Below are 12,337 nucleotides of genomic sequence, written 5' to 3'. Positions count from 1 at the left end.
TTCAATGCCCAGATTAGCAATGGGCGTCGAAACCATGTGGATCACCGCAAAGGGAGGTCATCATGGGCGCTTTTCGCCACCGGCAGCAGCAGGCGGGGCTGGTTTATGACCTCATTCCGCCCGAACCTGGGTCTGGTTCGGGTCAGTCGCACCGTTTCGTGCCGAAGCAGGATATCATCGATGCCGAATTCGTGACCGTCATTGGCGGCCGCGGCAGGAGCGCTTCGGGCGTCAACATGCGCCACGACGGTCCCTCCGGATCGAAAGCGCCGTCACGGCCGAAGCGTGGGAATGTCCTCTCGCGAACCCTATCCGCTTTGCGTTTTGCCGAAGGCGTTTTGCAGCAGGCATCGCGGCGCTGCTTCGTGGCGCTCATCGTCGCCCTTGCCGTGCTCGTCTTCGGACTTGCCGGTGGATTTTCCGGATTGTCCGGCGCACCGAACGAGGCGGCGGGCGAACCGCTGCAATTCTCGCATGTGACGCTGACGCCGCGCGACGAGAACGGCATGCGCGTCCTGACACTGAATGGCATCATCGAGAATGCGAGCGGTGCCACCCTGTCGATACCGTCGATGCGCGCCGATCTCTTTGCCGGCGACCAGCTGGTGCGAAGCGTCGTCGTCAATGCGCCGATGAACCGTCTCGGGCCGCATGAAAGCCGCGGATTTTCCACACGATTGCAGCATCCTGGTGGAAAAACGCCGGATGTTCGTCTTTCCTTCATGCCCTAGGGAGTGATGCCGAAAAGTGTAAGCTGTTTTCGGGCGACATCACGCTCTACCTGTTTGATTCGAGAGCGGATTCAGATTTTAGGTCGATTCGACCTAAAATCATCCGGCTCTAGGGGGTGTGTCAGGCTTGCCGATTGTGCTACGGGCTTGTGCTTGATCGGCGGCCGAGCGCCGCAGCAGCCATGGAGCATGCCAATCAATGCCTGTCGTACGCGGGAAGAACATCGAGCCGCTTTTCACTGCCGAGCAGATTGCCGAGCGCAATCATGCCATGGCGAAGGAAATCGCCAGCGGACCGACGAAGGATCTCCTCGTCATCGCGATCCTCAAGGGTTCGTTCATTTTTGCCGCCGACCTGTTGCGCGCGCTGCACGAGACGGGGCTGGCGCCGGAGGTCGAGTTCATCACCCTTTCGAGCTATGGCGCGGGCACGGTCTCCCAGGGCGTGCGCATCGTCAAGGACATCGACAGCGATGTGAGGGATCGCGACGTGCTGCTGATCGACGATATTCTGGAATCGGGCCGTACGCTGCGTTTTGCCAAGGAACTGCTCTATGAGCGCGGCGCCCGCAATGTGACGCTCGCCGTCCTGCTGGACAAGAGCGTCAAGCGCCAGGAGGAGCTGGAGGCCGATTATGTCGGCTTCGAATGCCCCGACTATTTCGTTGTCGGCTACGGTATGGACGTTGCCTATGCCTTCCGCGAACTGCCCTTCGTCGGCGTGGTCCTGGGCGACGCCACCCCGTAATCTGCGTTAATGGGGGCAGTCGGCCCGGCTGTCCCATTCTGCTCCGGCGATGACGACTCATTAACCACAGAGCCTAATCATCCCCCCGTCGTTTACCTATCGCAAACGGAATTCTGGTGATTTCTGTCGCGGAACATGATGGACCACGGAGCACAGACCATGGCAAAAATTCTGATTACGGAAGACGAGGACTCTCTTCGCACCTTTGTCGCCCGCGCCTTGCGCTTGGACGGCCACGAGACCGAAGAAGCGGCCGACGGCGCCGAAGGTCTGGAAAAGCTCAAGCAGGGCGGTTTCGACCTGCTTCTCTCGGATATCCGCATGCCGGTCATGGACGGCATCGAGCTCGCGCATCAGGCGCATTCGACCTGGCCTGGAATGAAGATCCTGCTGATGACCGGTTATGCCGAGCAGCGCGAGCGCGCCGACGACCTTATGGAAAAGATCGTAGATGTCGTGGCCAAGCCCTTTGCGCTGCCGGATATCCGCAAGGCCGTCGCCCGCGCATTGGCTGCTTGATCTGCGCTGCCTGTCTTATTGCCCCAGATTCAGCAAACGCTCCAGATAACGCCGTTCCTCGCTTAGCGAAGGATTGTTGCTCAGCCGCTCGCGAATGGCATCGAGGATTTCGCGGGCGCGTTGGGCGTCGATAATCTTCGGCACCATGTCTCCGTCCGGATTGTCCATAAAGTTGCCGTCGTTGTTGCGCGATCGGCCAAGCGGATCGCGGCCGTTCTGATTACCCTGGCCCGGTTGCCCCTGCAATTGGCCTTGGCCCTGCCCCTGCTGCTGCATCTGCGCCATAAGCTGGTTCATCATGTCACGGGTGCCCTTGCGCAAGGCGTCCAGCGCACGGGCTTGGCCCTGTACGGCGCCTTCGCCGTTGCCTTCGGTCAGCTGGCCGGATGCGCCCTTCATCTCCTGCTGAGCCTTGCCATAATTCTGGTTCGGCTTCATCCCCATTGAACCCAAGTTTTTCTGGAGTTCGCCGAGTTGCTTGGCGAGGTCGTCCTGCTGCTGGCGCAGCTGCTTCAAGGCATCGCGCAGTTGGTCGGCCGTCATGCCGTCGGTGGGGTCGCTGTCCTTCTTGCCTTGCTGGTTCTGGCCCTGTTGCTGATCCTGATTTCGCTGCCCCATGTCCGGGCGCATCTGGTCACCGAGATTGGGCAGTGGCTGGTCCATCAGGCCATCGCCGTCCTCGTTGGAGTCGCCGCGCTGCATGCGGTCGCGCATAGCCTGATCGAACTTGAAGGTCTGATCCATCAGCTTCTGTTGATCGCGCATGATGCGGCCGAGCTTGTCCATCTGCTCTCGCATCTTGTCATTTGCTTGGTTCTGTTGCTGCTGCCCAGGTTGCGGCTTGCCGGCCTGGAGGCTGTTCATCAGCTGCTGCAGCTCGGATAGCATCTGCTGCGCTGCCTGGCGATTGCCGGAGCGGGCGAGGTTTTCGATCTGGTCCATCATGCGCTGCAGGTCCTGCTGGCGCAGAATATTGGCTGAACGCTGGTTGGGCTGGGCGGGCATGTTGCGCATGCGTTCGGCCAGTTCCTTCATGTAGGCGTCCATCGCCTTGCGCAGCTCGGCCGTCAGCTTCTTGATCTCGTCATCGGAGGCATTGCGCTGCAAGGCGTCGGAGAGCTTCTGCTGGGCATCCCGCAGCGCTTTTTCCGCATCGGTCAGCTGCGCGTCTTCCATGCCGAGCGCGATCTGCCAGAGATAGTCGGCCGTATCCTTCAGCGAGGCTTCGCTGCTGGCGAGCTTCATGCGCGTCAGGGCCGATCTGATCGCCAGATAGTTGCCGAGATCGGAAATGGTCTCTTCCGGCCGGACGGTCAGCGATTTATTGAGTTCGATCGCCTCCGGCATCTTGCGGGTATCGAGCGCGAAGACCTGGCGTTCCTCGGCGACGGCAGCGGCAAGCGGCTGGCTGAAATTGCGCGGCCGCAGCACCATCTCATAGGGCGCGCTGCGCCCGGTCTGCCCGGCGCCGTCCTTGGCGACCAGGGCTATGCGAACACGCTTGCCGGCAAGCGGATCCTGCGTCAGATCGTGGCTCGCCAGACCCTTGCCATTTCGGCGGTCTCGGCGCGGAATGTCCAGCTTGAATTCCGGCAGGTCATAGAGCGGCGTCGCTGAGGGATCGGAATCGACGGGCACGATCTCCGCATGGGCTTCCTCGACGCCGTAATCGTCCTTGACCCTGAAGCCGAGTTCCAACGCGCCGTTGGCGGTCGCGTGCGGAATGCCGTCAAACGTGATTTCCGGCGGCTTGTCGGAGATCACCTTGAACGACCAGGACTTGCCGTTGACCGTCAGTTCGCCACCCTTTTCGAGCTTGAGAACATGGGTGCGCGCAATCATTGCATCGGTGCTGGACGCGTTGGCGGCGTTATTGACCACCGGCTGCGCGACGGGCGGGGCCGCCGGTCCGCTACCGGCAGGGGCTTGATTGCCGGCATCGGCGACCTGTTCCGGAACCTCGGTGCCCTTGTCGGCGCCAGTTGCCTGGAACAACACTTTTTCATCCGTGGAGGCGCCCGTAACCCGCACCGTGAGTTCGGAGAATTGCGGCACGTTGAGATTGTCACTGGCATTGGCGACGTTGCCTGTGAGATAGATCGGCGCCTGGCCGGTGTAATAGGGCGGAGTGACCCAGGCATCGACGCGGACATCCGGATTGCTTGATGTGGAGGTCGATGCCGTGAAGGCATCGCTCAGCGAGCCGCCGCCATTGGATCCGGAAAAGCTGAAGGCGGTCACCAGCAGCAAGGCCGGAATGGCACGTAGTGCGAAGCGGTCGTAACGCGCGATATCCGGCCTCGGCAGGCCCGCATCCAATGCGGCGATACGCTGCGCCATGCGGGTCTGATGCTCGCGCCAAAGTGCGCGGGCAAAGGGCGTGTCGAAAGCCGGCTCGTCCTCCTGCACGGCGACCGGCTGGTGCGCCAGGCCGTTGCGTTCCTCCAGCAGGCGGTCGGCCTCTCTGACACTCGGCCAGCGCAGGCGGCGCAGCGGATAGAGGGAGATGGCGAAACCGACGGCGAAGACGGCGAGCAGCAGGAAGCGCAGGACATCGGGCGCGATGCGGAAAATGCCGAACCAGGCGGCTGAAAGGAAGAGAGCAATAATGGACGCCGGCAGCAGCAGCCCCGGCAGCAGCTGCTCGGAAACCAGCACGAGCCGAGCAAACAGACGCTTGACCGCAACCATGCGCGCCAGCGCCGGGCGGGTGGCGAAAGCGCCCTTCTTAGGGTTGCTGGGGCTGGTCATCGGTCCGGTTTTCTCCCGATCTGACGTTGATGGCTAGTTGCCCGTTGGAAATGGCCGGGCATCCCACACGCCCGCGCTCGCGGCGCCCGGCGAGACGCCATTCGAACAAAGATAACATTCTTTGTGGCGAAGACGAGGGCAAGCGGTGCCAAAGGCTGCTTTTTCATCGGACTTCGCTGAAACGTGATCGATCGGACAGGGACGGATGGGTCTGCCCTTGCTGCCCGAAATCCCGAGCAAAGCCGATTATCCCTCGAGCCAGGCCGGGATGGAATCCAGCCCGATCAGCTCCTCATAGGTGCCGCGCGGGCGGATGATATGGAATTCGCCGCCCTTGACCAGCACTTCGGGAACCAGAAGCCGGCTGTTGTAGGTGCCGGCCTGCACGGCGCCATAGGCACCGCCGGAGCTGACGGCGAGGAGATCGCCGGGCTTCGGCATCGCCATTTCGCGGTCGAGCGCCAGATAATCGCCGGTCTCGCAGACCGGGCCGACGACATCGGCCTTGATGCGTGGAGCATTGGCAGCGGTGATCGCGACCGGCCGGATCTCGTGATAGGCCTCGTAAAGCGTCGGGCGGATCAGATCGTTCATCGCGCCGTCGACGATGACGAAGCTCTTGTCGCCGCCATCCTTCACATAGATGACTTCCGTCACCAGAATGCCGGCATTGCCGACGATGAGACGGCCGGGCTCGGTGACGATCTTGCAGTTGAGGCCGCGCAGCTGGTTCTTGACGATTTGCGCATAGGCATCGGGCAAAGGCGGCGGATCGTTGTCGTCGCGATAGGGGATGCCGAGGCCGCCGCCGATGTCGACATGATGGATATCGTGGCCGTCGCCGCGCAGCGTTTCCACAAGATCGCGCAGCAGCTTGAAGGCATCGTCGAAAGGCTGCAGCTCGGTGATCTGGCTGCCGATATGCATGTCGATGCCGGTGGCATTGATGCCGGGCAGGCTGGCGGCGCGGGCATAGACGGCGCGGGCGCGCTCCCAGGAGATGCCGAACTTGTTTTCCTTCTTGCCGGTCGAGATCTTCGCATGCGTGCGGGCATCGACATCGGGGTTGATACGGAAGGAAACGGGCGCGATCTTGCCGGCGCGGACGGCGCGCTGGTTCAAAACTTCCAGCTCGGGCTCGGACTCGACGTTGAAGCAGTAGATGCCGGCTTCGAGCGCGACGTCCATTTCCTGCGCCGTCTTGCCGACGCCGGAGAACATGATGCGGTTTGCCGGGATTCCCGCAGCCAGGGCGCGGCGCAGCTCGCCGACGGAGACGACGTCAACACCGGCGCCGAGGCGGCCGAGCGTCTTCAGCACCGCCTGGTTGGAATTGGCCTTCATGGCGTAGCACACCATGGCATCGACATCGCTGAAGGCTTCGGAGAAGACGCGATAGTGGCGCTCGAGCGTTGCCGTCGAATAGACATAGAAAGGGGTGCCGACCGCCTTGGCGATCTCGGGAACCGGAACATCCTCGGCATAGAGGATGCCGTCGCGATACTGAAAATGGTTCACGATCGGTGCCTATTTAGAGAAGCGGATCAAGGAAGAACTTCTTGTCCGGGCTGGGCTCTTTGGTCGGCTTGGAGACGTCGCCGCCCTTGGTCGCGTGAGCACTCGGCGGGTCGAGATCGCCTTTGCGGCCACATCCGACGACGGCAAGGCCGACGACCGAAAGCACGACGGTCAGGCGGATGATATGCGGCATGTTGATCTGCATCGAAATCCTCTTGGGCGACAAACGCGAAAGTCACCCTTCTTAGCGAAGTTTCCCGCGTTTGTGCACCCTGATTGTTTGGGTGCGTTTTCGTCAGTCTTTTCAGTTGCGGGCACGCCAGAAGGCGATCTGCTTGCGCACTTCCGAAGGCGCCGTGCCGCCGAAGCTCTTGCGGCTGGCAACCGAGGCTTCGACCGTCAGCACGTCGAAGATCTTGTCGGTGATCGAGGGATGGATTCCTTGCAGTTCTTCCAGCGACAGTTCGGCGAGTTCGCAGGATTTGCTTTCGGCAAGCGCCACGGCGCGTCCCGTCACATGATGGGCATCGCGGAAAGGCAGGCCTGCTTCGCGCACCAGCCAATCGGCGAGGTCGGTCGCGGTCGAATAGCCGGAGCCGGCGGCGGCCTTCATGCGGGCGGTGTTGATCGTCAGGTCGCGCACCATGCCGGTCATGGCGGCGATCGCCAGTTCCAGGCTTTCGGCGGCGTCGAAGACCTGTTCCTTGTCTTCCTGCATGTCCTTGGAATAGGCGAGCGGCAGACCCTTCATGATTGTCAGAAGTGCCACCAGCGAGCCGTTGATGCGGCCGGTCTTGGCGCGCACCAGCTCCGCCGCATCCGGGTTCTTCTTCTGCGGCATGATGGAGGAGCCGGTGGAGAAGGCGTCGGACAGGCGCACGAAGCCGAATTGCGGCGTCGACCAGATGACGATTTCCTCGGCAAGGCGCGATAGGTGCATGCCTGATATGGCGGCGATCGACAGGAATTCGATGGCGAAATCGCGGTCGGAGACGGTGTCGATCGAGTTGCGGGTGGGCTCGCGGAAGCCGAGCGCCTTGGCCGTCATGTGGCGATCGATCGGGAAGCCGGTGCCGGCAAGCGCTGCGGCGCCGATCGGCGATTCGTCCATGTGTTCGATGGCGTGGCGCACGCGCGAGCGGTCGCGGCCGAACATTTCCACATAGGCCATGCAGTGATGGCCGAAGGTGACGGGCTGCGCCGTCTGCAGATGCGTGAAGCCGGGCATGACACTATCGGCATGTTCTTCGGCGCGGTCGAGGAAGGCTGCGATCAAACCAGTCAGCGCCTGCTCGCACTTCTGCAGCTCTTCCTTCACCCAGAGGCGGAAATCGAGCGCCACCTGGTCGTTGCGCGAACGGGCCGTGTGCAGCCGGCCGGCAGCCGGGCCGATCAAGGTGGCAAGCCGTGCCTCGACGTTCATGTGGATGTCTTCGAGGCGGCGGGAGAATTCGAAATTGCCGCTTTCAATCTCTGACAGGATCGTGTTCAGACCGTGAACGATCTTGTCTTTATCCTCGGTGGAAATGATGCCTTGATGGGCGAGCATGCCGGCATGCGCGATTGAGCCGCGGATATCCTGTGCAAACAGCTTCTTGTCGAAACCGATCGAGGCATTTATCTCCTCCATGATCGCCGCGGGGCCGGAGGCGAAACGCCCGCCCCACATCTGGTTGGAGGATTTGGTGTCCGTGCCGTCAGTCATGAGATGCCCACCTGGAGAATGAAATGACAGCAAAGAAGCCGTTCGGTCTGCCGTCCATGAAACTCGTTATGCTTGCCGCCGTCGCTGGGGTTATCGCCGGTGCGGCAGCGGTATACGTGAAGGAGGCAGGGTATGGCAATGGCATTGGTGAAACGGCCGCAGCCGATCAATGCGGGACTGCCAAGGATCGCGCCGCCGCTCTGACGCCCTTCACCAGGGGGCAGGTTGCCGCCATGAGCGTGCCGCCGGCGCCGATCTCGCTGAAGGATGTATCCTTCAAGGGTTCCGACGGGCAGCCGCTCTCGATCGGCAGTTTTGCCGGCAAGACCGTGCTGCTGAACGTGTGGGCGACCTGGTGCGTGCCGTGCCGCGAGGAGATGCCGGCGCTGAATGCGCTGGAGAAGAGCGTCGGCAACGACAAGTTCGAGGTGGTCGCCGTCAACATCGACACGGGCGATGAGGAAAAGCCGAAAGCGTTCCGCACGGAATATGCCATCGACAAGCTCGGCTATTACCGTGACAACACGATGGGCGTGTTCAATGTGCTGAAGAAGCAGGGATTGGCCTTCGGCCTGCCGGTGACGCTGCTGATCGACGACAAGGGCTGCCTGCTATCGGCGATGAACGGGCCGGCGGTATGGGATAGCGACGATGCGAAGAAGCTGGTGAAGGCGGCGGCCGGAATTTGATGTTCCCCCCTTCTCCCCTCGGGGAGAAGGGGCCCGTAAGGGTGGATGAGGAGGCCGTGCGTCGCATTCATATTCATCTACTGGGGGGACCGTGGCATTCCCGGTAACGCCCCCTCACCCCGCGCTATCGCGCGACCCTCTCCCCGTTGGGGCGAGGGTGTTTTACCGCGTCGGAACCGGCACTTCGCCGCGATAGTCGTAGAAGCCGCGGCCGGATTTGCGGCCGAGCCAGCCGGCTTCGACATATTTCACCAGCAGCGGGCAGGGGCGGTATTTCGAATCGGCGAGACCGTCATGCAGCACCTGCATGATCGACAGGCAGGTGTCGAGGCCGATGAAGTCGGCGAGCTGCAACGGCCCCATCGGGTGATTGGCGCCGAGCCGCATGGCGGTGTCGATGGCATCGACGGTGCCGACGCCTTCATAGAGCGTGTAGATCGCCTCGTTGATCATCGGCAGCAGGATGCGGTTGACGATGAAGGCCGGGAAGTCCTCGGCTACGGTGATCGTCTTTTCCAGCGAGGTGACATATTCCCTGGCGGCAGAGAACGTCGATTCGTCGGTGGCGATACCGCGCACCAATTCCACCAGCTTCATCACCGGAACCGGGTTCATGAAGTGAATGCCCATGAAGCGTTCGGGCCGGTCGGTGGCGGAGGCGAGGCGTGTGATCGACAGCGACGAGGTGTTGGTGGCGAGGAGTGCCTCGGGCTTCAGGATTGGGCAGATCTGCGCGTAGATCTTGCGCTTGACGCTTTCGTCCTCGGTCGCAGCCTCTATGGCGAGATCGACCTGGGCGAGATCGTTGAGGTCGTTCGATCCGGTGATGCGGGCAAGTGCGGCCTTACGGTCCTCATCGCTGGTCTTGCCGGAGGTGACCTGTCGGGCAAGATTGCCGTTGATGGTGGCAAGTCCGCTTTCGATGCGATCCTGCGACAGATCGTAAATATGAACCTTGTAGCCGGCCATGGCGGATACGTGGGCGATGCCGCAACCCATCTGGCCGGCGCCGATAATACCGATCGTCTTCAGCGAACTCATTGCCAACTCCCCGGCGGCGCGCTCTTGGCGGTGCGCTATGTTTTACATCACAAATTTGCCGGGCTATTTCTAGCCCGGCAAGATTGATAGACCTATAAGAGACGATTTTCCAGTCTCTCGCAACTGCGAGAAGATCGATAGGCGCGTTCAAAGCGCCTTTTCGAGTTCCGGCAGTGCTTCGAAGAGGTCGGCGACGAGGCCGTAGTCGGCGATCTGGAAGATCGGGGCTTCCTCGTCCTTGTTGATGGCGACGATGACCTTCGAGTCCTTCATGCCGGCCAGATGCTGGATGGCGCCGGAAATGCCGCAGGCGATGTAGAGCTGCGGCGCAACCACCTTGCCGGTCTGGCCCACCTGCCAGTCGTTCGGCGCGTAGCCGGCATCGACGGCGGCGCGCGATGCGCCGACGGCGGCACCGAGCTTGTCGGCAACCGGCAGGATGACTTCGCGGAACTTCTCGGCCGAGCCTAGCGCGCGGCCGCCGGAGATGATGATCTTGGCAGACGTCAGCTCCGGACGGTCGGAACTCGACAGCGCATCGCCAACGAAGCTGGAAAGACCGGGGTTTGCAGCTGCCGAAATGCTTTCGATCGCGGCATTGCCGCTTGCGTCAGCTGCGGCAAAGGAGGCCGTGCGCACGGTGATCACCTTCTTCGCGTCGGTCGACTGCACGGTCTGGATGGCATTGCCGGCATAGATCGGCCGCTTGAAGGTATCGGAAGAGACCACTTCGATGATCTCGGAGACCTGGGCGACATCAAGCAGGGCGGCAACGCGCGGCAGGACGTTCTTGCCGACCGAGGTGGCCGCACCGATGATGGTGTCGTAGGAACCGGCCAGCGAAACGATCAGCGCTGCCAGAGGTTCGGCGAGATTGTTGGCAAGCGACGCATCCTCGGCAACCAGTACCTTGGAGACGCCTGAAAGCTTGGCAGCCTGCTCGCCGGCAGCCTTGGCGCCCGAGCCGGCGACGAGCACGTGGACGTCACCGCCGATCTTGGTCGCTGCCGTCAGTGTCTTGGCTGTCTGGTCGGAGAGGTGTGCATTGTCGTGATCAGCCAGAAGAAGAATGGCCATGATGTCTAACTCCTCGTTCGGACTGGTTTACAGGACGCCGGCTTCGGTCTTGAGCTTCTCGACGAGCTCGGCGACCGACTTGACCTTGACGCCCGCCTTGCGGCCACCAGGCTCTTCCGTCTTCAGCACCTTCAGGCGCGGCTCGGTCGACACGCCGAAATCGGCCGGCGTCTTCTTGTCGAGCGGCTTTTTCTTGGCCTTCATGATGTTCGGCAGCGAGGCATAGCGCGGCTCATTGAGGCGCAGGTCCGTGGTGACAACAGCCGGAAGCTTGATCTCGATGGTCTGCAGGCCGCCATCGACTTCGCGGGTGACCTGGGCCTTGCCGTCGCCGATCTCGATCTTCGAGGCGAAGGTCGCCTGCGCCGTGCCGAGAAGGGCAGCCAGCATTTGGCCGGTCTGGTTCGAATCGTCATCGATCGCCTGCTTGCCGACGATGATCAGGCCGGGCTGCTCCGCATCCGCGACACCTTTCAGGATCTTGGCAACGGCGAGCGGCTCGACGGCATCGTCGGTCTCGACCAGGATGGCGCGATCGGCCCCCATGGCAAGCGCCGTGCGCAGCGTCTCTTCAGCCTTGGCAGGCCCGATCGACACGACCACCACTTCCTCGGCCTTGCCGGCTTCCTTCAGGCGCAGCGCCTCCTCGACCGAGATCTCGTCGAACGGGTTCATCGACATCTTCACGTTCGACAGCTCAACGCCAGAACCATCCGGCTTCACGCGAATCTTGACGTTGTAATCAACTACCCGCTTCACGGGGACGAGAATCTTCATGAGGTCCTTCCTTCAACACTGCGCTCCAGACCATGGCCTGTTCAGCGCCGCTCCGTTTGTCGAATGGCGACATGGATACGCGTTTTTTTCCCAATTACAACGCTTCCATGCCGCAGACAGGCAAATTGCTTTAGGGGTGTAAATAACGTTTACGTTAACGTCAATAAAAATGCGCCCCGAGTGTGGGAAACGTCCCGCTACCGATTCTTGCCGGGAACCCAGAGCACATCGGCCCGCCCATGGTCGTTGGCATGACGCGCGGCAACGAAGAGGAAATCGGACAGCCGGTTGACATATTTCAGCGCCGCCGGGCTGACGCGCTCGCCCTCGCTGCGGGACAGCTCTACCAGGAGGCGTTCGGCGCGCCGCGCGATTGTGCGGGCGAGGTGCAGATGGGCGGACGCAGGGCGGCCGGCGGGGAGAACGAAGGACTTCAGCGGCTCGAGATCGGCGTTGAGTGCATCTATGTCGTGTTCGAGGCGTTCGACCTGATGATCGACAATGCGCAGCGGTTCGTAGGCCGGCGGCTCATCCGTTTCCGGCGTCGAAAGATCGGCGCCGAGATCGAAGAGATCGTTCTGGATGCGCATCAGCATGGCGTCGAGATCGGGCATATCGGCCGTGTGTAGCCGGGCGACGCCGATCGCGGAATTGGTTTCGTCGACGGTGCCGTAGCTTTCGACGCGCAGATCGTGCTTCAGCCGCCTCGGGCCGGCGACGAGGCCAGTCGTGCCGTCATCGCCGGTCTTGGTGTAGATCTTGTTGAGCTTGACCATCGTCT

The 12,337-nt window shown here is 61.9% G+C and carries 12 protein-coding genes; 4 read left to right on the top strand and 8 right to left on the bottom strand.

Features of this window, described 5'->3' with window-relative positions:
- Positions 1–62: 62 nt before the first annotated feature.
- The 3 genes from AB8B29_RS14475 to AB8B29_RS14465 all read left to right on the top strand — a co-directional run bounded on the left by AB8B29_RS14475 (position 63) and on the right by AB8B29_RS14465 (position 1,998).
- Positions 63–731, top strand: coding sequence for a hypothetical protein (locus AB8B29_RS14475; RefSeq protein ID WP_037196700.1), 669 nt, complete (start codon positions 63–65; stop codon positions 729–731).
- 199 nt (positions 732–930) lie between these two features.
- Positions 931–1,479 carry a hypoxanthine phosphoribosyltransferase gene (gene hpt, locus AB8B29_RS14470; RefSeq protein WP_037196699.1) on the top strand — a complete coding sequence of 183 codons (549 nt, stop codon included), beginning with the start codon at positions 931–933 and terminating at the stop codon, positions 1,477–1,479.
- Positions 1,480–1,638: 159 nt separating this feature from the next.
- Complete coding sequence (locus AB8B29_RS14465; RefSeq protein ID WP_037196697.1) at positions 1,639–1,998, top strand: response regulator; 360 nt, start codon at positions 1,639–1,641, stop codon at positions 1,996–1,998.
- Positions 1,999–2,013: 15 nt separating this feature from the next.
- On the opposite strand, the gene AB8B29_RS14460 is transcribed toward AB8B29_RS14465, so the two are convergent.
- The 4 genes from AB8B29_RS14460 to argH form a co-directional block, all read right to left on the bottom strand.
- Positions 2,014–4,749 carry a TIGR02302 family protein gene (locus tag AB8B29_RS14460; protein ID WP_113118688.1) on the bottom strand — a complete coding sequence of 912 codons (2,736 nt, stop codon included), beginning with the start codon at positions 4,747–4,749 and terminating at the stop codon, positions 2,014–2,016.
- Positions 4,750–4,995: 246 nt separating this feature from the next.
- Positions 4,996–6,267, bottom strand: a complete 1,272-nt coding sequence (lysA, locus tag AB8B29_RS14455) for a diaminopimelate decarboxylase (RefSeq protein ID WP_037196694.1) — start codon at positions 6,265–6,267, stop codon at positions 4,996–4,998.
- Between the two features lie 13 nt (positions 6,268–6,280).
- The gene (gene lptM, locus AB8B29_RS14450) at positions 6,281–6,472 is read right to left on the bottom strand and encodes an LPS translocon maturation chaperone LptM (RefSeq protein ID WP_037196915.1); all 192 of its coding nucleotides are present in this window, start codon (positions 6,470–6,472) and stop codon (positions 6,281–6,283) included.
- Between the two features lie 99 nt (positions 6,473–6,571).
- Complete coding sequence (gene argH, locus AB8B29_RS14445) at positions 6,572–7,972, bottom strand: argininosuccinate lyase (protein WP_047553481.1); 1,401 nt, start codon at positions 7,970–7,972, stop codon at positions 6,572–6,574.
- A gap of 23 nt (positions 7,973–7,995) precedes the next feature.
- On the opposite strand from argH, the gene tlpA reads away from it, so the two are divergent.
- On the top strand, positions 7,996–8,661 hold the full coding sequence (gene tlpA, locus AB8B29_RS14440; RefSeq protein WP_047553479.1) for a thiol:disulfide interchange protein TlpA: 666 nt from the start codon (positions 7,996–7,998) through the stop codon (positions 8,659–8,661).
- Positions 8,662–8,823: 162 nt separating this feature from the next.
- Here tlpA and AB8B29_RS14435 read toward each other — a convergent pair whose 3' ends face one another.
- The 4 genes from AB8B29_RS14435 to AB8B29_RS14420 all read right to left on the bottom strand — a co-directional run bounded on the left by AB8B29_RS14435 (position 8,824) and on the right by AB8B29_RS14420 (position 12,332).
- Positions 8,824–9,702 carry a 3-hydroxybutyryl-CoA dehydrogenase gene (locus AB8B29_RS14435; protein WP_034511539.1) on the bottom strand — a complete coding sequence of 293 codons (879 nt, stop codon included), beginning with the start codon at positions 9,700–9,702 and terminating at the stop codon, positions 8,824–8,826.
- A gap of 147 nt (positions 9,703–9,849) precedes the next feature.
- Positions 9,850–10,779, bottom strand: coding sequence for an electron transfer flavoprotein subunit alpha/FixB family protein (locus AB8B29_RS14430; RefSeq protein ID WP_037196690.1), 930 nt, complete (start codon positions 10,777–10,779; stop codon positions 9,850–9,852).
- Positions 10,780–10,806: 27 nt separating this feature from the next.
- On the bottom strand, positions 10,807–11,556 hold the full coding sequence (locus AB8B29_RS14425; protein ID WP_113118687.1) for an electron transfer flavoprotein subunit beta/FixA family protein: 750 nt from the start codon (positions 11,554–11,556) through the stop codon (positions 10,807–10,809).
- A 197-nt stretch (positions 11,557–11,753) separates the two neighbouring features.
- Positions 11,754–12,332, bottom strand: a complete 579-nt coding sequence (locus AB8B29_RS14420) for a cob(I)yrinic acid a,c-diamide adenosyltransferase (RefSeq protein ID WP_047640862.1) — start codon at positions 12,330–12,332, stop codon at positions 11,754–11,756.
- Between the last annotated feature and the right edge of the window lie 5 nt (positions 12,333–12,337).

Origin of the sequence: Rhizobium sp. 11_C7_N12_5, from assembly GCF_051811145.1 — a bacterium.
Lineage (GTDB): Bacteria > Pseudomonadota > Alphaproteobacteria > Rhizobiales > Rhizobiaceae > Rhizobium > Rhizobium lusitanum.
This window is presented reverse-complemented; position numbering and strand designations above follow the sequence as displayed.

Excerpts from the sequence above, each read along its gene's own strand:
- AB8B29_RS14475 (WP_037196700.1), top strand. The coding sequence starts at position 63 with ATGGGCGCTTTTCGCCACCGGCAGCAGCAGGCGGGGCTGGTTTATGAC.
- hpt (WP_037196699.1), top strand. The coding sequence starts at position 931 with ATGCCTGTCGTACGCGGGAAGAACATCGAGCCGCTTTTCACTGCCGAG.
- AB8B29_RS14465 (WP_037196697.1), top strand. The coding sequence starts at position 1,639 with ATGGCAAAAATTCTGATTACGGAAGACGAGGACTCTCTTCGCACCTTT.
- AB8B29_RS14460 (WP_113118688.1), bottom strand. The coding sequence starts at position 4,749 with ATGACCAGCCCCAGCAACCCTAAGAAGGGCGCTTTCGCCACCCGCCCG.
- lptM (WP_037196915.1), bottom strand. The coding sequence starts at position 6,472 with ATGCAGATCAACATGCCGCATATCATCCGCCTGACCGTCGTGCTTTCG.
- argH (WP_047553481.1), bottom strand. The coding sequence starts at position 7,972 with ATGACTGACGGCACGGACACCAAATCCTCCAACCAGATGTGGGGCGGG.
- tlpA (WP_047553479.1), top strand. The coding sequence starts at position 7,996 with ATGACAGCAAAGAAGCCGTTCGGTCTGCCGTCCATGAAACTCGTTATG.
- AB8B29_RS14435 (WP_034511539.1), bottom strand. The coding sequence starts at position 9,702 with ATGAGTTCGCTGAAGACGATCGGTATTATCGGCGCCGGCCAGATGGGT.
- AB8B29_RS14430 (WP_037196690.1), bottom strand. The coding sequence starts at position 10,779 with ATGGCCATTCTTCTTCTGGCTGATCACGACAATGCACACCTCTCCGAC.
- AB8B29_RS14425 (WP_113118687.1), bottom strand. The coding sequence starts at position 11,556 with ATGAAGATTCTCGTCCCCGTGAAGCGGGTAGTTGATTACAACGTCAAG.
- AB8B29_RS14420 (WP_047640862.1), bottom strand. The coding sequence starts at position 12,332 with ATGGTCAAGCTCAACAAGATCTACACCAAGACCGGCGATGACGGCACG.